This is a genomic window from Solimonas aquatica (assembly GCF_900111015.1).
GTDB classification, from domain to species: domain Bacteria; phylum Pseudomonadota; class Gammaproteobacteria; order Nevskiales; family Nevskiaceae; genus Solimonas; species Solimonas aquatica.
The window spans coordinates 105,859-130,449 of record NZ_FOFS01000006.1 but is presented as its reverse complement, the minus strand read 5'-3'; the positions used below and the strand labels follow the sequence as shown (position 1 = coordinate 130,449).

The 24,591-nt window shown below is 65.7% G+C and carries 19 protein-coding genes; 13 read left to right on the top strand and 6 right to left on the bottom strand.

From position 1 onward, the window contains the following. Nucleotides 1-183 precede the first annotated feature (183 nt). From BMY12_RS09040 to BMY12_RS09025, 4 genes are all read left to right on the top strand, one after another. Nucleotides 184-2,670, top strand: coding sequence for a TonB-dependent receptor (locus tag BMY12_RS09040; protein ID WP_177188916.1), 2,487 nt, complete (start codon nt 184-186; stop codon nt 2,668-2,670). Between the two features lie 190 nt (nt 2,671-2,860). Beyond that, the gene (locus BMY12_RS09035; protein ID WP_093284852.1) at nt 2,861-3,364 is read left to right on the top strand and encodes a hypothetical protein; all 504 of its coding nucleotides are present in this window, start codon (nt 2,861-2,863) and stop codon (nt 3,362-3,364) included. Between the two features lie 401 nt (nt 3,365-3,765). Continuing rightward, the gene (locus BMY12_RS09030) at nt 3,766-4,455 is read left to right on the top strand and encodes a hypothetical protein (protein WP_093284848.1); all 690 of its coding nucleotides are present in this window, start codon (nt 3,766-3,768) and stop codon (nt 4,453-4,455) included. Between the two features lie 60 nt (nt 4,456-4,515). Next, nucleotides 4,516-5,010 carry a hypothetical protein gene (locus BMY12_RS09025; RefSeq protein WP_093284845.1) on the top strand — a complete coding sequence of 165 codons (495 nt, stop codon included), beginning with the start codon at nt 4,516-4,518 and terminating at the stop codon, nt 5,008-5,010. Between the two features lie 66 nt (nt 5,011-5,076). Here the strand turns inward: BMY12_RS09025 and BMY12_RS09020 are convergent, their stop codons facing one another. Then, nucleotides 5,077-6,966 carry a sigma-54-dependent Fis family transcriptional regulator gene (locus tag BMY12_RS09020; protein ID WP_093284843.1) on the bottom strand — a complete coding sequence of 630 codons (1,890 nt, stop codon included), beginning with the start codon at nt 6,964-6,966 and terminating at the stop codon, nt 5,077-5,079. Nucleotides 6,967-7,199: 233 nt separating this feature from the next. Between BMY12_RS09020 and adh the strand changes: the two genes are divergently transcribed. The 7 genes from adh (at nt 7,200) to BMY12_RS08985 (ending at nt 15,593) form a co-directional block, all read left to right on the top strand. Continuing rightward, nucleotides 7,200-8,720, top strand: a complete 1,521-nt coding sequence (adh, locus tag BMY12_RS09015; protein ID WP_093284839.1) for an aldehyde dehydrogenase — start codon at nt 7,200-7,202, stop codon at nt 8,718-8,720. 177 nt (nt 8,721-8,897) lie between these two features. Continuing rightward, nucleotides 8,898-9,281, top strand: a complete 384-nt coding sequence (locus BMY12_RS09010; RefSeq protein ID WP_093284835.1) for a DUF779 domain-containing protein — start codon at nt 8,898-8,900, stop codon at nt 9,279-9,281. A gap of 131 nt (nt 9,282-9,412) precedes the next feature. Then, nucleotides 9,413-10,003, top strand: coding sequence for a LemA family protein (locus BMY12_RS09005; protein ID WP_093284833.1), 591 nt, complete (start codon nt 9,413-9,415; stop codon nt 10,001-10,003). A 3-nt stretch (nt 10,004-10,006) separates the two neighbouring features. Then, complete coding sequence (locus tag BMY12_RS09000) at nt 10,007-10,849, top strand: TPM domain-containing protein (RefSeq protein WP_093284830.1); 843 nt, start codon at nt 10,007-10,009, stop codon at nt 10,847-10,849. Nucleotide 10,850: 1 nt separating this feature from the next. Next, entirely contained in the window at nt 10,851-11,351 is a 501-nt protein-coding gene (locus tag BMY12_RS08995) for a TPM domain-containing protein (RefSeq protein WP_093284828.1), read from the top strand. 116 nt (nt 11,352-11,467) lie between these two features. Beyond that, nucleotides 11,468-14,680: a DEAD/DEAH box helicase gene (locus BMY12_RS08990; protein ID WP_093284825.1), complete on the top strand. Its 3,213-nt coding sequence runs from the start codon at nt 11,468-11,470 to the stop codon at nt 14,678-14,680. Nucleotides 14,681-14,753: 73 nt separating this feature from the next. Beyond that, entirely contained in the window at nt 14,754-15,593 is an 840-nt protein-coding gene (locus tag BMY12_RS08985) for an AAA family ATPase (protein ID WP_093284822.1), read from the top strand. A gap of 258 nt (nt 15,594-15,851) precedes the next feature. Here the strand turns inward: BMY12_RS08985 and BMY12_RS08980 are convergent, their stop codons facing one another. Continuing rightward, nucleotides 15,852-16,367 carry a PA2169 family four-helix-bundle protein gene (locus BMY12_RS08980; protein WP_245732429.1) on the bottom strand — a complete coding sequence of 172 codons (516 nt, stop codon included), beginning with the start codon at nt 16,365-16,367 and terminating at the stop codon, nt 15,852-15,854. 136 nt (nt 16,368-16,503) lie between these two features. Here BMY12_RS08980 and BMY12_RS08975 point away from each other — a divergent pair, with 136 nt between their 5' ends. Further along, the gene (locus BMY12_RS08975; RefSeq protein WP_093284817.1) at nt 16,504-17,055 is read left to right on the top strand and encodes a sterol desaturase family protein; all 552 of its coding nucleotides are present in this window, start codon (nt 16,504-16,506) and stop codon (nt 17,053-17,055) included. A gap of 68 nt (nt 17,056-17,123) precedes the next feature. Here the strand turns inward: BMY12_RS08975 and acs are convergent, their stop codons facing one another. The 3 genes from acs to BMY12_RS08960 form a co-directional block, all read right to left on the bottom strand. Then, entirely contained in the window at nt 17,124-19,094 is a 1,971-nt protein-coding gene (gene acs, locus BMY12_RS08970) for an acetate--CoA ligase (RefSeq protein WP_093284814.1), read from the bottom strand. A 159-nt stretch (nt 19,095-19,253) separates the two neighbouring features. Then, on the bottom strand, nt 19,254-20,930 hold the full coding sequence (locus tag BMY12_RS08965; RefSeq protein ID WP_093284812.1) for an MFS transporter: 1,677 nt from the start codon (nt 20,928-20,930) through the stop codon (nt 19,254-19,256). A 232-nt stretch (nt 20,931-21,162) separates the two neighbouring features. Beyond that, nucleotides 21,163-22,209, bottom strand: a complete 1,047-nt coding sequence (locus BMY12_RS08960; protein WP_245732427.1) for a CE1 family esterase — start codon at nt 22,207-22,209, stop codon at nt 21,163-21,165. Nucleotides 22,210-22,370: 161 nt separating this feature from the next. Between BMY12_RS08960 and BMY12_RS08955 the strand changes: the two genes are divergently transcribed. Continuing rightward, nucleotides 22,371-23,327: an aldo/keto reductase gene (locus BMY12_RS08955; RefSeq protein WP_093284809.1), complete on the top strand. Its 957-nt coding sequence runs from the start codon at nt 22,371-22,373 to the stop codon at nt 23,325-23,327. A gap of 74 nt (nt 23,328-23,401) precedes the next feature. Here the strand turns inward: BMY12_RS08955 and BMY12_RS08950 are convergent, their stop codons facing one another. After that, nucleotides 23,402-24,568, bottom strand: a complete 1,167-nt coding sequence (locus tag BMY12_RS08950) for an alkane 1-monooxygenase (RefSeq protein ID WP_093284806.1) — start codon at nt 24,566-24,568, stop codon at nt 23,402-23,404. Between the last annotated feature and the right edge of the window lie 23 nt (nt 24,569-24,591).

The following is a 24,591-nucleotide window of genomic DNA, read 5'->3' as shown; positions in this document are numbered from 1 at the left end:
CGTGTTTGGCGCGCGGTTTGCAAGATGCATGCGCGGTCGGCCGGGGGCTTCAGCATGAAGCCCCCGCGCCGGTCTGGAGGCGGCGCTGCGGTCCATCGTCGGGATGGGCGGCTGCCAGCGCGCCATGGCAACTCGGGAGAGCGTTTGGTCGCGGCGGCAAGGCTTTGATCGATGCGGGTATGCATGCGGGCGCGTCGCGGTGCGCGGCAGGCTGGGCGCTGGCTTGCGGCTTTCGCCTGCGTGCTCGCCGGCCTCGCCCATGCCGAGCAGGGGGCCGAGGCCGAGTTCGACATCGCGCCGCAGGCGCTGTCCACCGCGCTGACGCAGTACGCCGAGCAGGCGCATATCCAGGTGGTGACCGCCGCCACCGATCTCGGTGAGCTGAAAAGCGCCGGTGTCAGCGGGCGCCTGCCCACGCTGGAGGCCCTGGCCCGACTGCTCAGCGGCAGCGCGCTGCGCTTCCAGCTGGTGGGCAAGGATACCGTGGTGGTGCTGGACGAACGTCCGGCGCCGCCGGACAGCGAGCTGCCGCTGCTCGATACCATCGTCATCGTCGGCAAGGGCTACACGCGTGCCACCAATACCGTCACACCCCAGGATTTCGGCGCCCAGGCCGCCGGCGTGCCGGTGCAGTTCTATCTCAACAGCCTGCCCGGCGTGAACGCGCAGCTCAGCGATCCTTACGGGCTCTACGAATTCGGCAGTTCACTGCGCATCCGCGGCTTCGGCAATGAACAGATCGGCACCTCGCTGGACGGTGTGCCGCTGGAAAGCTACGACCTGCGTGAAGGCAGCCCGCCCAGCCGCTATCTCGACGGCGAAAACCTCTCCGAGCTGAAAATCGCGCAGGGTTCCGGCGACGTCACCATGCCCTCTTACCACGCCCTGGGCGGGTCGCTGCGCTACTTCTCCAGCGAGCCGCTGGGCGTGTGGAACACGCAGAGCAGTCTGGTGACGGGCAGCGATGATCTGACGCGGCTGTTCGCGCGGCTGGACACGCCGGCCTGGTGGCCGGGCGGGCCCATGGCCTATCTCAGTGGCTCGCGCACGCGTGGGGTGCAGTTCGACAATCGCAAGGCCTCGATGGCGGTGGATCACCTCAGCGTTCGTGTCCGCGAGGACTTCGCCAAGGGCAGCCTGAGCCTGGGCTACCGCTACGGCAATCGTGACGATCACGACATGCAGAACTACCAGGCCAACGGCCAGGTGTCGCCGACCTTCGACCTGCTGGAAAACATGAGCGGCGATCCCGAGCGCGACGCGCTCTACTACGATCTCTGGACCAATGGCCGCCGCGATCAGCTGTGGAGCCTGCAGACGCGCTACGAGCCGAAGCCCGGCCTGACGCTGGAGGCGGTGCCGTATTTCGAGGACAAGCGCGGCTATGGCTACGCCGGCATCGCGCCCTCCGTCGCCGAGCAGTTGTATCAGGACGCCATGGACGCATCGCCGCAGCGCAGCGATATCGAAGCCTACGACGGCAGCGGCGTCACCGAGCGCAAGGAGACCCTGCGCGGCCTGCGGCGCGGTCTCACCGCGAGCCTGGGCTGGCGCCTGGGCGCGCATGCGCTGCAGCTGGGCGGCTGGCTGGAGCAGTTCGATTTTTCCCAGCGTCGGCCGATCTTCAACGTGGACGACGAAGGCCGCATCGAACTGAGCGAAAAACCCATCGCGCTCTACTACGACCGCCATCACGACACCGGCGTGCGGCAGTTTTACGCCAAGGACACGCTCAGCTTTTTCGAAGAGCGCCTGAGTCTGGCCGCCGGCTTCAAGGGTTTGTACGTGGCGCGCCGCTTCGAGGGCATCGCCAACTCGCAGGCCTTCAACGAACAGCGCCAGGAGCGCATCCGTCGCATCGACAAGGACTACTTCCAGCCGCAGCTGGGCGGCACGCTCAAGCTGGGGGAACACGAGGAACTGTTCACCAACTACGCGGAAAACTTCAGCGCCGTGCCGCGCAACGCCATGGGCTCGGTGAGTTACGACCCCACGCTGCGCGCCGAGCGATCCCGCAACATCGACCTGGGATTGCGCAGCCTGCGCGGCCGCTACAGCGCCTCGCTGTCGGGGTACTACATCGACTACCGCAACCGCATCCTGCAGCTCACCGTCAGCAATCCCTTTCTGGTGGGAGAAGACGTCTATCAGAACGTGGGCGGCATCCACACCTATGGCCTGGAGCTGGCCAATTACTGGAACCCGCATCCCAGCTGGCGTTTGGGCTCCAGTCTGTCACTGAACCGATCGCGCTTTCGCAACGACTATCAGAGTTATGACGTGATCACCCAGCAGGAAGTCCTGCTGCCGGTGCGCGGCAAGACCTTGCCCGACACGCCCAAGGTCATGGCCAGCGCCGATCTGCTGTATCGGCACCAGGGATTCTCCGCCGGTGCCACGCTCAAATACACCGGCCTGCGCTACTCGGTGACCAGCGATGCCGAAAGCGTGCCGGCCTACACCCTGGCCGACTTGAGTGCCGCCTATGAACTCGAAGGCGGTGTGCACTGGGGCAAGCTGCGTTTCCAGCTCAATGTCTACAACGCGCTGGACAAGTTCTACATCGGCTACATCGAGCCCAGCGATCGCGTCGATGCGCAATCACAAGGCAATTTCTTCCGGGGCGCGCCGCGCTCGGTGTATTTCAGCTTGAGTTCGGAATGGCGCTAGGGAGGGGCTTGCGTAAGGCCATGTGGGTGGCTTTACGCGGGCGACCCGTCCGGAAATTTTCTGTTCGCCCTAAAAGCCAAACAGCAAGCCAAGTCATTGTTCAGCCCGCCCCCGCGTTGAAATAGGAAGAGGGGATGGATAGGCTGAAGGCAATCTAAATCTAGTTCGGCGCCACGAAGAATCCGCTGCAATGCTCCGCGCTGTCCCGGTCAGACAACAATCATTCCTTGGTGCGTATGCCAAGCGCGGGGCCTTCACGGACTGCTATGCCGTCGAGGTGCCAGAAGCCATCATCCTGCAGGACTTCATAGAGGCGTTCTATACAACGCCACTGTTCAAAATTGAACGTTGGTTGCTGGCTCGTTTCCTCAAGATTGAGTCCACTGATTCCGAGGCCGTGGAGTTGGCGCATGGCAGACGGTCGGTCTTCTCCGCATGGAAGGTAGAGCAACGCTCTGGGACTGAGATCCTTCTCAGCGCCGGCCAAACTCGGTCATGGCTCTCGATCGCGCCCGGTGGCGCAGGCAAGCCGGCAACGTCCTTGCTCTTCGGCTCGGCCGTAGTTCCAATGCGACCAGGCGGCAAGTTCGGGCTGGCCTTTCACGCTCTACTGGGCTTGCACAGGGTCTACTCAAAGCTCCTGCTTGGAGCGGCAGCAAAGCGGGTAAAGGCCAGCCAGTCCCCCACCACGTGACGCCTGATCCGTCGGCCCCGCCCCACCTTGGACATTAGGCGTAACAATTGGAATCGAAGCCAGATCAACTTCTGCGCGTGACAGAAGAAGCTGAAGCGCTGACGCGCTCAGCCGGAGAGGATCATTGGGCCGGCTGGCGTGGGGGGAAGGGGACAGTGTCCGTTAAAGCTGGGCCAGTTCAATCTGTCCCCTTTATCGGTCCGTCTGTTTGAAGGCTTTCGGATCGGCTTGCTCTTGTTGGCGGGCTGATGCAAAACTCGCCTGCATCGCTTTGCGCTTGCAACTTCGCATGCTGTGCAGCTCGGCATGTATGCACAAAAGTGCAGCAGCAGGCTGCTGATAAACTGGCTTGCTTTCCGGATCAGACCGAAACGGCATCGACAGTCTTGGGGGAGATTGAGATGAAGTTCTTTTTGAAAATCGCGGCTGCGGCCGCGCTGCTGGTGCTGGCTGGCTGCGCGGAACTGGGCATCCGTTCCGGCGTTTCCGCGCAGACTGCCTCGGCCATGCGCAAGGTGGCCGTGGCCTCCGTGCTCGGACCGACCTTTCATGGCGTGCTGCAAGGTACTACGGTGTTTGGCAACGCGAGTTACGCGGAGGATGTGAGTGCTTGGCAGATCGATGCCGAAGCGGTCCGCACAGCCAGTGAAGTCCTGGGTCGGGGTGCGGGGCGGACGGTGATGCCCATCGCCACCCCGCTGCCGGCCGGCGACGTCGCGCGGGCGGTGTCAGTAGCCAGAAGCATGGGTGCGGACAGCTTGGTGGTGGTGAGGCCCACGCCATTCGACAATGACCGGCTTTACGCAGCGGGCTATGGCTATTTTCGCAAGTCGGTGCTCGGCATCGAACGCGACTGCATCTACAGCTTGTTCACCGTGGAGGTCCATGATCTGGCCAGCGGCAAGCGTGTGGCCTGGGAATGGGGCTTTGCTCCCATGAGTGGTATTCCCTGTTCCGGACAGGAGCAGAAGATTCCCTGGCAGCCGCAGTTCGCCTTGTACAGCGCAGAGCAGCGCGAGCAGCTGCGCGAGGCCGTGACGCAGATCGTGCGAACCAATGTCGAGACGGGCGTGCGGCGTCTGGGCTTGTAGCCCAGGCACAGCTTGCTCCCATTATTCTTCCAGCCTCGAAATAACGGCAGAGAAACAGTCATGAAGGTGATTCTTGCGTTTGTCCCAGCAGCCGCTGCACTGCTGCTCTGCGCCTGCGGCGCGTCCAAGCCCAGCGACAAGCAGGCGCGGGAGATCGTGGAGCAGTCGTTTGCGGATATTCAGAAGCTGGGCGCCGGGCCACTCACGGACTTTACGAAGGCCAACGGTGAAGCGCTGGAGCGCTCGGGGCAGAAGATTTACATCTATCACTACCTCGCGGCCACCACCTTGCCGGAGGGGATTGCCTGGGTGAAGGGCGGCTTGCTGGGCCTGGGTCAGCACAAGTTCGTCCGCGACGATGGCCGCGGCCTTTATGTGCAGAAGGAAGATCTGCCGGCCGGTACCACGGCGGTGCGGCGCGGCCAGATCGAGTTCCGGCAGACCGAGCAGGGCTGGGTTTCCGAAGGGGGACCGCAGCGTGTCGATACCGGCTACTGCATCGATCTGAAGCCGGATGCCTGCTACAAGCAGCTGGGCTACGACAAGCTCGAGTAGTCGCCCGCGATCCCGTCTGTAACAGCGGGGCGGCTTGCGCATTGCGCGCCAGGCCGCCCTGCGTATTCAACTGGACAGCACGCGCCGATACAGGGTGCTGCGACTCACACCCAGCTTCTTGGCCGCCGCACTGACGTTGCCTTCGCAGGCCTGCAGGGCTTCGCGCATGGCGTCGCGGGCCAGGGCCTGCAACGCCCCGGGCCGGGCTTCGATCGCGACTTCGCGGCGGATGGTGGGCGGCAGGTCGTCCACGCACAGCGGGCTGCCTTCGGCGGCGAGCACCTTGAGCATGCGCAGCGCAGCGGAAAGCTCGCGGTAATTGCCCGGCCAGTGATGCGCGGCGAGGGCGTCCAGCACCGGGTTCGGCAGCGTGGCGCTGGGCGGCGGCAGATTGCTCCAGAGTTCCGCCACCAGGCTGCGCAGATCAGCATGCTCGCGCAGCGGTTTGAGCGGCACCACGTATTGCGCGATGCGGTAGTAGAGGTCGGCGCGGAAGCGGCCTTCGGCCACGGCGCGGTCCAGTGCGGCATGCGTGGCGCAGATCAGCATGAAATCCACCGGCACCGCGCGTTCGCCGCCCAGCGGCATCACCTCGCGTTCCTGCAGCACGCGCAGCAGGCGGGTCTGCAGGGACAGCGGCATGTCGCCGATCTCGTCCAGGAACAGCACGCCGCCGTCGGCGCGGCGCAGCAGGCCCGGCGCGCCGCGCTTGCGGGCGCCGGTGAAGGCGCCTTCTTCGTAGCCGAACAGCTCGGCTTCGATCAGTGACTCCGGCAGCGCCGCGCAGTTCACGGAGATCAGCGGGCCCTGGGCGCGGCTGCAGCTGGCGTGCAGTCGTCGCGCAAACACTTCCTTGCCGACGCCGGTTTCACCTTGCAGCAACACCGGCAGCCCGGCGTCGAGCATGCGCGTGGCACGCTGCAGGCTGTGGCGCAGTGCGCTGTCGAACACCACGGGGTCGGCCAGGCGTTCGGCGGATGGGGTGGGGCGGTTGCCGAGTGCGCTGGGCGCCGGCTGCGGTTCGGCCGGCAGCGGCGGCGTAGTGCCCGGTACGGTCAGGCGCGGACGCGGCCGATCCAGCTGCGCCACCAGCTCGCGATGATGACGGTCGCGCAGCCGTGAGCCGTCGCGCAGCTGCGTGAGCGAGGTGCTGAACAGATCGCTGTAGCGGGTCTGCGTGAGGGCCTGCCAGTCCAGATCGAGCAGCTCCAGGGCGTGACGGTTGGCGGCAATCAGCTGGTGATCGCGAAACACCAGAATGCCTTCGCGCGCAGTGCCCAGCCGCGTGGCGTCCTTGTGCAGACGCAAGACCTCGCAGTCGGCGTAGCGCTGCTCAAACAGGCGATGCTCGATCTGATCCACCGCCAGACGCACCATGCCCAAGGCATGCAGATGCGGCACGTTGGCATTGCCGGAGAGATCCAGTGCGCCGGCGAGCTGGCCTTGCGGATCGATGATGGGCGCGGCGTAGCAGCTCAGGATGCGATGCGGCGAGAAGTAATGTTCGCCGCCGCGCACCTCCACCGGTCTGCGCTCCACCAGTGCGGTGCCGATGGCATTGGTGCCGGTCATTCCTTCCTGCCAGCTGACGCCGGGACGCAGCGCCACCTGCGCGGCGCGGTCGGCGAAGTCCACGCTGCCCACGGTGTCCAGCACCAGGCCCTGCGCGTCGGTGAGCACCACGATGCTCTCGGTGCCGCGGGCTTCGGCGTGCAGCCACTCCAGCTCGGGGCGACAGAGCCGGCGCAGGGCTTCGTTGCGCTCGCAGGCTTCGCGCAGCTCGCGCGCGTTCAGGGGCTCCAGGCGCGGGGCCCGGCTTTCTTCCAGGCCCAGGCCCGCGCAGCGGATCCAGGAACGCAGAATGGTTTCCGGCACCAGGCCTTTGGGCGGCTGACCGTCGAGAAAGAAACGGCGGCGCGCGGCAGCCAGATCGGGGGATGTGGGTGCGGCTTGCATGGGGACCTCCTCCGGCAACTGTCGCAGGCTGCGACAGTTGTCCTGTCTTGTGTCGCGCATATCGACACTATTGCGCGGCTTTGGCAAGTCGGGGCATTGCGTCAGGGCTGAGACACTCCGATTTTCTCTTGAAAAGTCATATGGATGGCTGCAGCTGCGGGTTCCCGGAAAGGCCTTGGCACGGCTGCTGCGCTTGTGCCCCCACACCATCAACCTACACGAGGAGTCCGGTCATGACCCAAGCTGAAACCCTTTCCCCTTCCACCAAGTCGCCGTTCAAGCAGCGCTACGGCAACTTCATCGGCGGCCAGTGGCTGGCGCCGGTCAATGGCCGCTACTTCGAGAACACCTCGCCGATCAATGGTAAGGTGATCTGCGAGATTCCGCGTTCCGATGAAAAGGACATCGAGCTGGCGCTCGACGCCGCGCACAAGGCCAAGCAGGCCTGGGGCCGCACCAGCGTGGCCGAGCGCGGCAACATCCTCAACAAGATCGCTGACCGCATGGAGCAGAACCTGCCGCTGCTGGCGCTCGCCGAAACCTGGGACAACGGCAAGCCCATCCGCGAAACCACCGTCGCCGACGTGCCGCTGGCCATCGACCACTTCCGCTACTTCGCCGGTTGCATCCGCGCGCAGGAAGGTTCCATTGGCGAGATCGATCACGACACCATCGCCTACCAGTTCCATGAACCGCTGGGCGTGGTCGGCCAGATCATTCCCTGGAACTTCCCGATCCTGATGGCGGCCTGGAAGCTGGCGCCCGCGCTCGCCGCCGGCAACTGCGTGGTGCTCAAGCCCGCCGAGCAGACGCCGTCGAGCATTCTGGTGCTCGCCGAGCTGATCGGTGACCTGCTGCCCGCCGGTGTGCTCAACATCGTCAACGGCTTCGGCCTGGAAGCCGGCAAGCCGCTGGCGTCCAGCAACCGCATCGCCAAGATCGCCTTCACCGGTGAGACCTCCACCGGCCGCCTGATCATGCAGTACGCCAGCCAGAACCTGATTCCGGTGACGCTGGAACTGGGCGGCAAGTCGCCGAACATCTTCTTCTCCGACGTCTGCAACGAAGACGACGATTTCCTCGACAAGGCCATCGAAGGCTTCGTGATGTTCGCGCTCAACCAGGGCGAAGTCTGCACCTGCCCGAGCCGCGCGCTGATCAGCGAGAAGATCTACGACAAGTTTATGGAGCGTGCGCTCAAGCGCGTGGCCGCCATCAAGCAGGGCAGCCCGCTGGATCCTTCCACCATGATCGGTGCGCAGGCGTCCAAGGAGCAGATGGACAAGATCCTGAGCTACATCGACATCGGCAAGCAGGAAGGCGCCAAGGTACTGGCCGGCGGCACGCGCAATGCGCTGGATGGCGAGCTGTCCGGCGGTTTCTATGTGAAGCCCACGGTGTTCCACGGCCACAACAAGATGCGCATCTTCCAGGAAGAAATCTTCGGACCGGTGGTGGCCGTCACCACCTTCAAGACCGAAGAGGAAGCGCTGCAGATCGCCAATGACACCATGTTCGGCCTGGGCGCCGGCGTGTGGAGCCGTGACGCCAACCGCTGCTACCGCTTCGGCCGCGGCATCGAAGCCGGCCGCGTCTGGACCAACTGCTACCACGCCTATCCCGCGCACGCGGCCTTCGGCGGCTACAAGCAGTCCGGCATCGGCCGCGAAACCCACCGCATGATGCTGGACCATTACCAGCAGACCAAGAACATGCTGGTGAGCTACAGCCCGAAGGCGCTGGGCTTCTTCTGAAGCGGCGGACCTTGTTGAAGTATTCCCTCTCCCGTCATCGTGCAGCGAGGGCGGGAGAGGGGCTGGTGTCGAGATGATTTGAAGCAGCCGGGAGTGTGATGCTCCCCCTGGCGGCGCGGTCGGCTAGCTCTCCCTCCCTAGGCCGGCCGCGCCGTTTTTCATTTGGAGACGGCGGCGATGGCGGATGCGGCAATCGAACGCGTGCTGGCAACGTCTGAGGCCCTGGCGCTCATCGAGGAGCTGCGCGCGCGGCATGGCGCGCTGCTGTTTCACCAGTCCGGCGGCTGCTGCGACGGCTCCTCGCCCATGTGTTACCCGCAGGCCGAGTTCAAGGTCGGCGAGCAGGATGTCTGGCTCGGCGAAATCGGCGGCGTGCCGTTCTATATGAGTCAGAGCCAGTTCGAATACTGGCAGCACACCCAGCTGATCATCGATGTGATCAGCGGCATGGGTGGCATGTTCTCCCTGGACAATGGCACCGGCCGGCGCTTCATCACGCGCTCGCGCCTGTATGAAGCCCAGGAACTCTCCCGCCTGTCTCCGGTGCGGCGCGCGGCCTGATTCGGCCGGGTCGGCGGACGGCCGCCCGTTTGCTGCACAATGGCGCGGCCTTTGTGGCACGGCGCCCGGCACATCTTGAAAACCCGGGGGCTCGCCGCCACATCGCAATGAGTCCACGGGAGTTTGCCGCCATGAAAAAGCTGTTCGTGCTGCTGGGCCTGCTGAGCGCCACGCTGTTATCCGGCTGTGGCTACAACAGCCTGCAGAGCCAGGATGAGCAGATCAAGGCCAGCTGGGCCGAGGTGCTCAACCAGTACCAGCGTCGCGCCGATCTGGTGCCGAATCTGGTCAACACCGTGAAGGGCTATGCGGCCCAGGAAGAAAAAGTGCTGACCGAGGTCACCAATGCCCGCGCACAAGTGGGGCAGGTGAAGGTCAATGCCGACAGCTTCAACGACGAGGCCGCGATCAAGCAGTTCGCCGCCGCGCAGGGCCAGCTCAGTGGCGCGCTGTCGCGCCTGCTGGTGGTGAGCGAAAACTATCCGCAGCTGAAGTCCGATGCGCTGTTCCGCGATCTGCAGGCGCAGCTGGAAGGCACCGAAAACCGCATCACTGTGGCGCGCAACCGCTACATCCAGGCGGTGCAGACCTATAACACCACCGTGCGCAGCTTCCCCAGCAATCTCACCGCCAAGATGTTCGGCATGCAGGTGAAGCCCAGCTTCACGGTGGAAAACGAAAAGGCGATTGCCAGCCCGCCGACCGTGGATTTCGGCAAGTAAGCGATGACCAGCGCGCGCGCCCTGCTGCGCGGCCTCTTGCTGCTGCTGTGCCTGGGCAGCTTCGGCGTACGCGCCGACGTGGCGGTGCCGGCCTTGTCGGCGCGCGTCACCGATCTGGCCGGCGTGCTGAGCAGCGAGCAGCGCAGCGCGCTGGAGCAAAAGCTCGCCGCCTTCGAGGCGGCCAAGGGCAGCCAGATCGCGGTGCTGATCGTGCCGAGCACACAGCCGGAAACCATCGAGCAGTACGCCATCCGCGTCGCCGAGCAGTGGAAGCTCGGCCGCAAGGGTGTGGACGACGGTCTGCTGCTGCTGGTTGCGCGCGACGATCGCGCGCTGCGCATCGAGGTCGGTTACGGCCTGGAAGGCGTGGTGCCGGATGCCATCGCGCATCGCGTGATTGACGAGATCATCGTGCCGCGCTTTCGCGCCGGTGATTACGCCGGCGGCATCGAGGCCGGCGTGGACAAGCTGATCGGCCTGGTCAACGGCGAACCCCTGCCGCCGCCGCCCAAACGCCAGGCTGTGGATGATGGCCGCTTCAACTCGCTGCTGCCGCTGCTGATCTTCGCGCTGGTGATGACACAGTTTTTGCGCCGCATCTTCGGCTCGGGTCTGGGCGCGGTGCTTTCCGGCGGCGGCGTGTTCCTACTGGTCTGGCTGGTGTCGCAGGTGCTGGGTCTGGCGATTCTGCTGGGCATCGTCGCCTTCGTGCTGACGCTGTTCGGCGCCGCGATTCCCGTGGGTGGCGGCGGCTGGAGTTCGCGCGGCGGCGGTGGTTTTGGCGGGGGCGGCTTTGGCGGTGGCGGCGGTGGTTTCGGCGGCGGCGGTTCTTCGGGACGGTGGTGAAATGAGCCCCTCACGCTGGCTGCGCCATCTGTTCGCCACACCCTGGGGCCTGCGCCGCGCCTTCACGCCGGCCGTGCAGCAGGCCATCACCGAGGCCGTGCGCCAGACCGAAGGCCGGCATGCCGGTGAAATCCGTTTCGTGGTGGAGGGCGCGCTCGGCGTGCCGGCGCTGTGGCGCCGGCTCACGCCGCGCCAGCGCGCCGCGCAGCTGTTTGCCGAGCTCAAGGTCTGGGACACCGAGCACAACAACGGCGTGCTGATCTACGTGCTCTATGCCGAGCGCAGCGTGGAGATCGTCGCCGACCGCGGCGTGGGCGATGCCCGCGTGCCGGCCGCCGAATGGCAGCATTGCGCGCAGCGCATGACCACGCATTTTGCCGGCGGTGATTTCGCCGGCGGCGCGGTCGCCGGCGTGCAGGCGGTGGCCGAGGTGCTGGCCCGTTACCCGCCGGCGCGCCCGGACGTCGGCAACGAACTGCCCGATTCGCCTGTGCTTCTGTAGACTGCTCAGTTGGGCCGCACTTGGCGGTCGCAACGGAGGGTCGCGGTGAGTTCCGGTCAGCTGATTTTTTCCCCTGCGTCCATCTGCTGCCGCCGGCGGTGCGGCGGGGTGCGCGCATGATGCAGCTGCCCGGCACCAGCGTGCTGCGTTCCCTGCTCGGCACGGCGTACAACAAGGGTCTGGACTATGTGCGCGACGGTCGCGTGCTGCAGGTCTGGGCCGGCGGCGGCCCCAACCGCCTCGGCGCCCTGGTGCAGGGCAATGCCGACGAGCCTTATGAATGCGAGGTGCACTGGCACGAACGCCGCGGCGCCCTGGTCATCGATGGGCTCTGCGACTGCCCGGTGGGCCGCAACTGCAAGCATGTCGCCGCCGCCCTGATTCAGGCCAGCGTGCATCCGCCCGCGCTGCCGGTGCCGGGCGAGTCCGCTGCCCATGGCGCCGAGGCGCAGGCGGTCAACACCCAGCGCCTGCTGTATCTGCTCGACCTGCAGGGCCAGGATCATCAGGCAGTGCTGCGCGTGACGCCGATCAGCGCGCGCCTGCGCCGCGACGGCGGTTATGCCGGCGCGCGGCCGGCGCCGGGCGCGGGGCATCGCCACGCCAGCTATATCAGCGACGAGGACCGTCGCTTGCTGCAGGAGCTGGAATCGCATCAGGCCGGCGGCCGTCCGCAAGCCCTGCTGCTGCAGGACCAGTGGGGCGCAGACCTGCTGCGCCTGCTGGTGGCCACGCAGCGCTGCCACTGGCAGAGCGAGCGCAATCCGCCGCTATGGCTCGGCTCGCCGCGCGCGGCTCACTACGACTGGAGTCTGCAGGCCGACGGCGCCCTGCAGCTGCGCCTGCAGGCCCAGGTCCAGGGTGCGGTGCTGCCGCTGCAGCCGCCCTGGTACGTCAATTCCGAAAACCAGGAATGTTCGGTGCTGGAGACCGGGCTGAGCATCGAGCAGGACGCCGAGCTGCTGCGCCTGCCGCCGTTTCCGGCGCAGGACGGTTCGCGCAAGGCGGTACGCTGGCACAAGGCGCTCACGCTGCCGCTCGATGCGGTGGCGCCGCCGCCGCGCCTGTCCTTGCAGCGGCTGGACATCGCCGCACCCACGCCGGTGCTGGTGCTGGAGCGCAATCCCGCGCCGCGTCTGGGCGCGCAGCGCTCCGAGCAGGACGTGGCGCGCCTGCTCTACGACTACGGCGGCCTGCGCTGCGCCGCCGAGCACGCCGAGAGCGTGCTGACGCGCGTGGTCGATCATCACGTCACCCAGGTGCAGCGCCGTCCGGAAGTGGAGCGTGCCTGCCGCCTGCGCCTGAGCAAGACCGCGCTGCAGACCGTGGTGGATTACTACGGGGCGGAGACGCCGTTCTTCGCGCCCATCGGCGGCAGCAGCGCCTGGATCGCCTTTCTCGCGCACGAGGCGCCGCAGCTGCAGGCCGAGGGCTGGCGCCTCGAATTCGGTCTGGACTTCCCCTGGCGCCTGCATGAGGCCGAGCTGCTCTGGGATCTGCGCGTGGAGGATGCCCGCGACTGGTTCGCCATGGGCGTGGACATCACGGTGGATGGCGAGGCCGTGTCGCTGCTGCCGCTGCTGGTCAACCTGCTGCGCAGCGATGCCGAACGCTACACGCCGGCGCGGCTGCAGGAGCTGCCCGATGACGCACCCATCGTCGTGCACGATGCCAAGGGCCGGCTGATCCGCCTGCCGGTGGCACGTGTGCGGCGCCTGCTGGCGACCTTGCTGGAGCTCTACGACGAGCGTCCGCTCGATCCTCTGGGCCGTCTGCGCCTGCCGCGTCTGGCCAGCGGCCTGCTCGACGAGGTGTCCGAGGACACGCAGCTGAGCGTGCACGGCGGCGAGCGTCTGCGCGAACTCGGCGCACAGCTGCGGCGTGCCAGCGCGCCGCCGGCGGTCACGCCGCCGCAAGGCCTGAAGGCCGAGCTGCGCAGCTACCAGTGCGAGGGCCTGGGCTGGCTGCAGTTCCTGCGCAGCAATCAGCTGGCCGGCGTGCTGGCCGACGACATGGGCCTGGGCAAAACCCTGCAGACGCTCGCGCACGTGTTGCTGGAAAAAGAGGCCGGACGGCTGGATCGTCCGGCGCTGGTGGTGGCGCCCACCAGCCTGGTGTTCAACTGGCGGCGCGAGGCAGCGCGCTTTGCACCCGATCTGCGCGTGCTGGTGCTACACGGCAGCGACCGCCACGCACGCTACGAGCAGGTGGCGCAGCACGATCTGGTGCTGACCACCTATGCGCTGCTGCCGCGCGATCTGGCCGAGCTGCGCAAGCACAGCTGGCATCTGGTGATTCTCGACGAGGCGCAGAACATCAAGAACGCCCGCGCCAAGGCCGCACAGGCGGCCAGCGAGCTGGCCACTCGGCATCGTCTCTGCCTCACCGGCACGCCGCTGGAAAATCATCTGGGCGAGCTGTGGTCGCTGTTCAACTTCCTGATGCCCGGGTATCTGGGCGATGAGAAGCAGTTTCGCGTGCGCTTTCGCACGCCCATCGAAAAGCACGCCGACCGCGCCGTGCAGACCCAGCTGGCGCGGCGCGTCGCGCCCTTTCTCATGCGGCGCACCAAGCGCGAGGTGGCGCCGGAGCTGCCGCCGCGGACCGACATCGTGCGCAGCGTGGCCCTGAGCGGCGCGCAGCGTGATCTGTATGAAACCGTGCGCGCCTCGCTGGGCGAGCAGCTGCGCCTGGAGATCGAGGCGCATGGGTTCTCGCGCGCGCGCATCGCCCTGCTCGACGCCCTGCTCAAGCTGCGCCAGATCTGCTGCGATCCGCGTCTGCTCAAGCTCGACGCAGCGCGCGAGGTGCAGGAATCCGCCAAGCTCGATCTGCTGATGACCCTGCTGCCGGAGATGCTGCTGGAAGGCCGGCGCGTGCTGCTGTTCTCGCAGTTCACCTCGATGCTGGAGCTGATCGAGCAGGCCCTGCACGAGGCCGGCATCAGCTATCTCAAGCTCACCGGCGAGACGCGCAACCGCGAGCAGCTGGTGGACCGCTTCCAGCGCGGCGAGGTGCCCTTGTTCCTGATCAGCCTCAAGGCCGGCGGCGTGGGCCTGAATCTCACGGCCGCCGACACCGTGATTCATTACGACCCCTGGTGGAACCCTGCCGCCGAAAACCAGGCCAGCGACCGCGCGCACCGCATCGGCCAGGACAAGCCGGTATTCGTCTACAAGCTGCTCAGCGAAGACACCGTGGAAGAGAAGATCGCCGAGCTGCAGCAGCACAAGCGCGAACTGGCCGAAGGGCTGTTCGCGGAGACCGGCGGTGCGCTGCGCGAACTGGACAGCGCGGCCGTGGCCGAGCTGTTCGCGCCGCTGGCGTGAGCGGGGCGCGGGCGGGCACACTAGGCGTAACTGACCTTTTCCATCCGACTTTCAAACCTGAACTGGAATCACCATGCGTTTCGAAGGCACTGATACCTACGTCGCCACCGACGATCTGATGATGGCGGTCAACGCCGCCGCCACGCTGGCGCGGCCGCTGCTGGTCAAGGGTGAGCCGGGCACCGGCAAGACCCAGCTGGCGCGCGAGATCGCGCGCGCCCTGAACCGGCCGTTTCTGGACTGGGGCATCAAGTCCACCACCAAGGCCCAGCATGGCCTGTACGAGTACGACGCGGTCTCGCGTCTGCGTGATTCGCAGCTGGGCGAGTCCAAGGTCAAGGACATCGGCAACTACATCATCAAGGGCAAGCTCTGGGAGGCGTTCGATTCCGAGGTGCAGCCGGTGCTGCTGATCGACGAGATCGACAAGGCTGACATCGAATTCCCCAACGACCTGTTGCGCGAACTCGATCAGATGGAGTTCTACGTCTACGAGACGCGCCAGACGGTGAAGGCGCGGCACCGGCCGCTGATCATCATCACGTCCAACAACGAGAAGGAACTGCCGGACGCCTTTTTGCGTCGCTGCTTCTTCCACTACATCCGCTTCCCGGACAAGGACACGATGCAGCGCATCGTGGACGTGCATTTCCCGGACCTGAAGAAGAATCTGGTGAAGGAAGCCATGGAAGTGTTCTTCGGGCTGCGCGAACTGCCGGGCCTGAAGAAGAAGCCGTCCACTTCCGAGCTGCTGGACTGGCTCAAGCTGCTGATGGCCGAAGACATCGATCCCAGCGTGCTGCACGATTCCAGCACCAAGAAATCGCTGCCGCCGCTTTACGGCGCGCTGCTCAAGAACGAAGCCGACGTGCATCTGTTCGAGCGCGTGGCATTCATGGCGCGTCGCAGCTGAGTGTTGCAGAAGCGGCCGCAGGGCGGGTCAGGCGCGCCTGCCCCGCCCTGCGATTACCAAGCCACCCTGCGGATTTGACTGGCGCTGCGAGACCAGCAAAAAGGCCCGGCATATGCCGGGCCTTTTTCCACACAGCAGCCAAAAGCTTCAGGCCTTGCCGGCGGGCTGCGTGACGAGGGCCGGATTCTCCAGTGTGGAGACCTCCTGCCTGATCGCTTCGCCTTGACGATGGGCGCCGCACGCAGGACTCAGCGCGTTTCAGTCGGCGTGGATGCCTTTGATGGACTTGTAGCTGTCACGCAGATTGCGAACGATGTCGTGGTTGCGCACGGCATTGTCATGCTGACGCTGTACGACGAGCCGGATCTGCTGCGGCAGCGTGCCGGTCAATGCCTTTTGATAGGCCGCCTTGGCCTTGTCCTCGGCGCGCTCCACCGATTCGAGCACCGCGATGTCGGCATCGCCCATCGCCGTTTTCACTTTCGCCCAGCCGCGATGCATCGCGCCGCTGACCGTGCCGCCGTCGCTGGCCGTGCCGCCGAGCGAGTGCACCAGGGTCTGCAGTTCCAGCACGGCGGTGCCGCAATCGGCGGCGCGCTGCTTGAACAGGGACTTCAGGTCCGCTTTCTTGGCTTCCTGGGAGGCTTCGGTGAAACCTTTCTTGCCGTCCTCCGATGTCTGAATGAGTTCGTTGAGTAGCTTCACGGTGTCTTGACTGTGCATATTGATTCCTTCAACCGATGGGCCGGCGGGGATGTCCGTCAGGCCAAGCATGAAAGATGCGCGCAGCACCGCAAGCTGTCGGTTCGGTGCAACACAGACGCCCCGGTAGGCCGCGCCTAATCTGCAATCCAGGGATCCACGAAGCGAGCCTGCGCCCGCACGGCGCCAGGTGGCGCATGGGAGCGGCATGCGGCTCTTCGCACTGGAACACGGCAAGGTGGCGTATTACGCCGACTTCGCGCTGTACGGCTCCGCGCTGGCCGTGCTGACGACCCTGCTGCTGGTGGCCGGCCCGCGCGGACAAGCGGCGGGGCTCTGCGCGCTGGTGCTGCTGGGTCTGTGCACCTGGAGTCTGATGGAGTATCTGGTGCACCGCTTCATTCTGCACGGCATGCAGCCCTTCCGTCGCTGGCACGCGGAGCACCATCGCCGGCCGACGGCCCTGGTCGGCGCGCCCACCGTGCTGAGCGCGATGCTGTTCGTCATGCTGGTTTTTCTGCCCGCCGCAGCGCTGGCCGGAAGATGGCAAGCCTGCGCGCTGCTGCTGGGCGTGCTGATCGGCTATCAGAGCTATGCCATGACGCACCATGCCATACACCTCTGGCGCAGCAATCAGGCCTGGTTGCAGCGCCGCCGTCGCTGGCATGGCCTGCACCATCGTCGCGGCGGGCAAGCCACGCACTACGGCGTGACGACCGCCTTCTGGGATCAGCTGTTCGGCAGCGACGAGCGGAACTGAAGCCTCGTTCGTGCCACAGAAAAGCAAAAGGCCCGGCAGGTGCCGGGCCTTTTGCCATTACGCAAAGCTCAAGCCTTGCCAGCCAGCTGCGCGACGATGGCCGGATTCTCCAGCGTGGAGACGTCCTGCGTGATCGCTTCGCCCTTGGCGATCGAGCGCAGCAGACGGCGCATGATCTTGCCGGAGCGGGTCTTGGGCAGGTTTTCGGCGAAGCGGATGTCGTCCGGCTTGGCCAGGGCGCCGATCTCGCGGCCGACGTGGTCGCGCAGTTCCTTGGCCAGCTTCTCGGCCTCGGCGCCGATGGGGCGCTCGCCACGGCAGATCACGAAGGCGAACACGCTCTCGCCCTTGACCTCGTGCGGGCGACCGACCACGGCCGCTTCCGCCACCGCCGGGTGACTGACCAGCGCGCTTTCGATCTCCATGGTGCCGAGACGATGACCGGAGACGTTCAGCACGTCGTCGATGCGGCCCATGATCCAGTAATAGCCATCGGCATCGCGATGCGTGGAGTCGCCGGCCACGTAGTACTTGTTGCCGAACTGACCCCAGTAAGTCTTGATGTAGCGGTCGTTGTCGCCCCAGATCGTGCGCAGCATCGACGGCCAGGGCTTGGTGACCACCAGATAGCCGCCGACGTCGTTGTCCTTGATGATCTCGCCGGATTCATCCACCACTTCCACGGCGATGCCGGGCAGGGGCTTGGTGCAGGAACCGGGCTTGGTGGGCACCGCGCCGGGAATCGGCGAGATCATGATCGCGCCGGTTTCGGTCTGCCACCAGGTGTCCACGATCGGCAGCTTCTCCTGGCCGATCACGGTGTGATACCACATCCAGGCTTCGGGATTGATCGGCTCGCCGACGCTGCCGAGCAGGCGCAGCTTGGAGAGATCGTACTTCTTCGGCCAGTCGTCGCCGAGCTTCATCAGCGCGCGGATCGCGGTGGGCGCGGTGTAGAAGATGGTCACGCCGTGTTCCTGCGCGATCTTCCAGAAGCGGCCCGCGTCCGGCACGGTGGGCGCGCCTTCGTACATCATGATGGTCGCGCCATTGGCCAGCGGACCGTAGCAGACGTAGGAGTGACCGGTGATCCAGCCGATGTCGGCGGTGCACCAGAACACATCATCCTCGCGCAGATCGAACACCCACTGGCTGCTCACCGTGGCGCCCAGCAGATAGCCGCCGGTGCAGTGCTGGATGCCCTTGGGCTTGCCGGTGGAGCCCGAGGTGTAGAGCAGGAACAGCGGATGCTCGGCGTCCACCCATTCCGGTTCGCAGCGGTCGGACTGCTTGGGCACCAGATCGTGCCACCAGATGTCGCGGCCTTCCTGGAAGCCCACCTTGTGGCCGGTGCGGCGCAGCACCAGCACATTGCCGATGCTCTTGCAGCCTTCCGACAGGGCTTCGTCGACGGCCTTCTTCAGGTCCACGATATTGCCGGCGCGATGACCGCCGTCCGCCGTGATCAGCAGCTTGGCGCCGGCATCGTCGATGCGGTCGCGCAGCGAGCCGGCGGAGAAACCGCCGAACACGATGCTGTGCACCGCGCCGATGCGCGCGCAGGCCTGCATGGCCATCACCGCCTCGGCGACCATCGGCATGTAGATCACCACGCGATCGCCCTTGGTGATGCCCAGGGACTTGAGCGCATTGGCGAGCTTGCAGACTTCGGCGTGCAGCTGCTGATAGGTGTAGAGCTGCACATCGCCCTTCTCGCCCTCGAAACGGATCGCGAGCTTGTTGCCGCGCGTGGCGAGGTGACGGTCGAGGCAGTTGGCCGAGGCGTTGAGCTTGCCGTCGGCGAACCAGGTGTAGTTCGGCGCCTGGCTGTCGTCGAGCGTCTTGGTGAACGGCGTCTGCCAGCTGATTTCCTTGCGCGCCAGATCGGTCCAGAAACCAACGTGGTCCTTGGCGGCGGCTGCGTGCAGGGCAGCCAGCTTGTCGGCGTTGAGGCGCGCACTGCGCACGAACTGCTCGCTGGGGGCGAACACGCGCTTTTCGCTGAGCACGGACTGGATGGTCTGCTGTTTGTCACTCATGGTGGATCGTCTCCTCGCCTCGGAGTTATGTGAAAGCGGCGGAGCTCACGCCGCAGATCGGTCATTATTCCGCAAGCGTCTTGCGGACAAAACCCCGACCTCGCGGCCGGGGTTTTGTGTTGTCACACCGCTGGAACAGTGTGTGTACCACAGCCCTCATCAGTCATGCACGTGCAGCGAGCTGCCCTTGGTTTCGCGCGTGAACAGCACGCCGATCACCAGGGTCATCAGCGCCACGCCGATGGGATACCAGAGGCCGTAGTAGATGTCGCCCTTCAGGCTCACCAGGGCGAAGGCAATGGTGGGCACGAAGCCGCCGAACCAGCCGTTGCCGATGTGATACGGCAGCGACATCGAGGTGTAGCGGATGCGGGTGGGGAACATCTCCACCAGCCAGGCGGCGATGGGGCCGTAGACCATGGTCACGTAGAGCACCAGCAGGGTCAGCAGCACCACCAGCATGGGCTTGTTGATCAGCGCATCATCCGCCTTCTTGGGATAGCCGGCCGCTTCCAGCGCGCCGCCCAGGGTCTTGTCGAAGGCGCCCTTCTGCTCCTTGAACGCGGCCTTGTCGAGCGCCTTGCCGTCGAAGGAGGGCACCACGTTTTCGCCGATCTTCACCTGCGCCACCGTGCCGGCCGGTGCCGCGACATTGCTGTAGGGAATGCCGGCCTTGGCCAGCGCGCTCTTGGCGATGTCGCAGGAGCTGTTGAAGACCTTCTTGCCAACGGGATCGAACTGGAAGCTGCACTGCGCCGGATCGGCAACCACGCTCACCGGGCTGCTGGCGGCGGCGGTTTCCAGGGTCGGATTGGCGTAGTGGGTGATGGCCTTGAAGATCGGGAAGTAGGTCAGCGCCGCAATCAGGCAGCCGGTCATGATGATGGACTTGCGGCCGATGCGGTCGGACAGCCAGCCGAACAGCACGAAGCAGGGCGTGCCGATGGCCAGCGCTGCGGCGATCAGCAGGTTGGCCGTGGTGGCATCGACCTTCAGCGTCTGCGTGAGGAAGTACAGGGCGTAGAACTGGCCGGTGTACCAGACCACGGCCTGGCCGGCGGTGGCGCCGAGCAGGGCCAGAATCACGATCTTCAGATTCGCCCACTGGCCGAAGGATTCGGAAAGCGGGGCCTTGGACTGCTTGCCCTCTTCCTTCATCTTCTTGAACAGCGGCGATTCATTCAGCTGCAGACGGATGTACACCGAGATCGCCAGCAGCAGGGCCGAGACCACGAAGGGAATGCGCCAGCCCCAGGCTTCGAAGGCATCGTTGCCCAGCGTCAGGCGGCAGCCGAGGATCACCAGCAGCGAGAGGAACAGGCCCAGGGTCGCGGTGGTCTGGATCCAGGAGGTGGAGTAGCCGCGGTTGTCGTCGCGGGCATGCTCGGCCACGTAAGTCGCGGCGCCGCCGTACTCGCCGCCGAGCGCCAGGCCCTGCAGCAGTCGCAGCGAGATCAGAATCACCGGCGCGGCCACGCCGATGGAGGCGTAGCTGGGCAGCACGCCGACCAGGAAGGTCGAAAGACCCATGATCAGGATGGTGACCAGGAAGGTGTACTTGCGGCCCACCAGATCGCCCAGGCGGCCGAACACCAGCGCGCCGAAGGGACGTACCGCAAAACCGGCGGCGAAGGCCAGCAGCGCGAAGATGAAGGCGCTGGTGTCATTCAGACCGGAGAAGAACTGCTTGGCGATGATCGCGGCCAGCGAGCCGTAAAGATAAAAGTCGTACCACTCGAATACGGTGCCGAGCGAGGACGCGAAGATCACGCGTCGGACATCGGCTCGGCTCATATCGGGGGCACCACCGGCGATGGTGCTGGCAGGGCTGCTCATAGCGAACTCTCCTCTTTGTGTAGGTGTCGTGGTCCCCGGCTTCGCGCACAGGTCCTGGCATCAGCTAAAGCAGTTCCAATGCCAGAACCGAGCTTATTCAAAATCAAGGTCTTGTGTGTGACAGCCGCCGGGGTGCTGTTACCTTGCGTAACAGCTGCGTCACGAAACGAAAGCGGTCGGGGCGTCCGGGCGAGGGGCGCCGCGCCTGCTGGCGGCGTCCGGAATCGTGCGCTTACAGCGAGTAGGCGCTGAGCTGCTGCCAGAGCTCGGCGGTGGCGCTCAGGTCCTGGCTGGTCTTGCCGATCTGCGCTTCCGGCAGGTACTGATAACCACCCGGCCAGGTGTGGCCGCCGTTGTTGATGGTGTACAGCCGCACCTGCCCGCCGCTGCCGCAGCCGCTGTTGCGCTTGAGCGTGACGCTGGTGCCGTCGCTGACGCTGTCCGGCAGATTGCTGCTCACGGTGCTGCTGGCCGTGCAGTTGTTGCGGCTCAGCCAGAGATTGAACGCATCGGCCACCGACAGCACGCCGGTGCGGCCGCCGTTGTACGGCACCAGCGTGTCCGCCGTGCCGGAGAACATCAGCAGGGTGCGCGGCGAAGACGGCGCGCAGGCGCGCGACAGGCCGCTGCTCAGGGTCGCCGCCACCGTGGCGAAGGCGGCGATGCGATCCGACAGCTCGCAGGCCAGGCGTGCAGTCATGAAGCCGCCTTCCGACATGCCGCTGGCGTAGACGCGCTTGCCGTTCAGACCGAAGTAGCCGGTGGCGATGTCGATCACCTTGGCGATGAAGCCGACATCGTTGGCGCCGCCGCTGCTGTTCAGGGGATCGGTATTCCAGCTGCCGCTCAGGCCCTGCGGCAGCACCGCCCAGTAGCCGTTGGCGGCGACACTGGCGGCCACATAGCTGAGCGTCACCTGGCCTTCGGGATCGCCGCCGGCGCCGTGCAGCATCAGCAGCGCCGGTGCTGCCTTGGTGGCCGGCTCCGGGCGCACGATCGCGAAGCGGCGGGTGTTGCCGCCATCCGTGAAGGTGACATCGAAGATCGCGGTATTGCGCGCCAGATACACCCAGTGGTTGTTGTACTTCACCAGGCCGTTGGCGGTGGTCTTGGGACCGTAGACCGCTGAACCCACGCTCAGGGTGCCGATGGCACCGCTGCGCGCGCCGACGAAATTCTTCACCGTGGTGACGGTGCCGGTGGCCGCTGCCGCAGGCAGGCAGAACAGCGCTGCCAGCAGGGATAAGCAAGGCAGCCTTCGTGCAATATGCGTGGCCATTCCAAGGCGCTCCGGGTGAGTCGTGGCCACAGTATCATCCTGCGTATCAGCCGCGGCCATCAGGTCTGCGTTCACCGCTCGTCGGTGCCTGCGCCCGCTTTCGGCGGTTCAGGCGCGGCCACTCAGCCACCACCCTACATCTGTGTCAGGAGTGCACTCACATGCAGCAGCGTCCGCTCGGCCGTTCCGGTCTCAACATCGTGCCGCTGGTGTTCGGCGGCAATGTCTTCAGCTGGACGGTGGACGAGGCGCGCGCCTTTGAGCTTCTGGATGCCTTCGTCGATGCCGGCTGCAATCTGATCGATACCGCCGACGTCTACTCCTACTGGGCGCCCGGCAATCGTGGCGGCGAATCGGAAACCATCATCGGCCGCTGGCTCCAGCGCAGCGGCAAGCGCAATCGCGTGCTGATCGCCACCAAGGTCGGCAAGTCCATGGGCCCGGGGCTCAAGGGCCTGGCGCCGGACTACATCGCGCGCGCAGTGGAAGCCTCGCTGGCAAGACTGCAGACCGATCACATCGATCTCTACCAGGCGCATGCCGATGATCCCGACACGCCGCTGGCCGATACCCTGGGCGCCTTCTCGCGGCTGATCGAACAGGGCAAGGTGCGCGCCATCGGCGCCTCCAACTATTCCGCCGCGCGCATCGAGGAAGCCTTGGCAGTGAGCGCGCGCCATCATCTGCCGCGCTATGAAACCCTGCAGCCGGAATACAACCTCTATGCGCGCGCGCCGTTCGAGCGTGACTATGCGCCGCTGGCGCAGCGCGAGCAGCTGGGGGTGATCAGCTTCTATGCCCTGGCCAATGGTTTTCTGAGCGGCAAGTACAAGAGCGCCGCCGACTTCGCCGGCCACGCCCGCGCCGGCAGCCTCGCTGCCTACGACACCCCGCGCGGCTGGCGCATCGTCGAGGCCTTGCATGCGGTGGCGGCGACGCAGCGCGCCACACCCGCGCAGGTGGCGCTGGCCTGGCAACTCACGCGGCCGGGACTCACCGCGCCCATCGCCAGCGCCACCAGCGTGGCGCAGCTGACGGAAATCGTCGGCGCGCTGCATCTGGCGCTCAGTGCTGCGGATCTGCGCCTGCTGGAAGAGGCCAGCCGCGAGCCGGTTTGAAACGCCGCTGCAGCAAAAAAACCTGGCGGTGCTCGCGCACCGCCAGGCCGGCTGCAGACCGCTGCGTGCTGCACTCAGTGTTCCGCAGCGAGCTTGAGTCCGCGCATGCCGCTGCGGATGGACTGCTCGCGTGCCAGCGCGCGCTCCTTGGCGGTGGCGTATCGCGCGTCCCAGTCGTTGAGCAGCGGCACCATGGCGCGCTTGAACAGCGGCGGCACCAGCGCCACCAGAATCATGGTCAGATAACCATACGGCAGCATCGGCGCATCCGGCATCGCCCGCAGCTTCCAGAACTCGGCCTCGGCTTCCGCATGATGATGCGAATGACGGGTCAGGCTGAACAGCGTCATGCTGCTGAGCATCTTGTTGGAGTTCCAGGAGTGGCGCGGCTGCACCGGCGTGCTCGGATCGCGCACCAGCCCGTAATGCTCGAAGTAGTTGGCGATCTCCAGGATGGCCTTGGCCCAGGCCGAGACCGCGGCGAACAGACCGACACCCGCCCAGCCCGCGATGTAATAGGCGCCGACGAAGGGCACCAGGCACATCAGATTGCCGCGCATCAGACGGCTCTGCAGCGGATTCCACACCGACTTGCCGGTCTTGGCCAGACGCTGCTTCTCGATCTTCCAGGCATGCGCATAGCTGCCGATGGTGGAGCGCAGAATGAACGGATAGAGGCTTTCGCCGCGACGCGCCGAGGCCGGATCGATGGCGGTGCCGACGTTGACGTGATGACCGTAGACGTGCTCGATGGCGAAGGACACATCGCTGCTGAACACCAGCATCCAGCGGCCGAGGAACATGTCGACCGGCTTGGCGGTGCGGTGCGTCAGTTCATGGCCGACATTGGTGCCGCCCACTGCGTTGAACAGGCCGACGCTGAGGATGCCGCCCACCCACATCGACCAATGCGTGGTCGCGGCGCGACCCGCGAACATGTCGATGCCCAGATGCTGCTGCACCCAGGCGCCCAGACCCATGGGATCACCGCTGCCGATCATCCACAGGAAGGTGCCATCCATCACCACCAGCAGCGGCAACACCATGAACAGCGCCAGATTGAGCAGCCAGGTGGCGCCGAAATCCGGCTCGGACAGATCTTCCGGCAACACCGCATCCAGCACCACAAAACCGATGATCACCGCGAGGATGCCGAACCACATCCACCATCCGCCCAACATCAGGGTATAAGTGATCCACGCCATCATCGCTGGCATGGTCAATGAACGCACGTACTTCATGACCTGTCTCCTTCGAAAAAGCT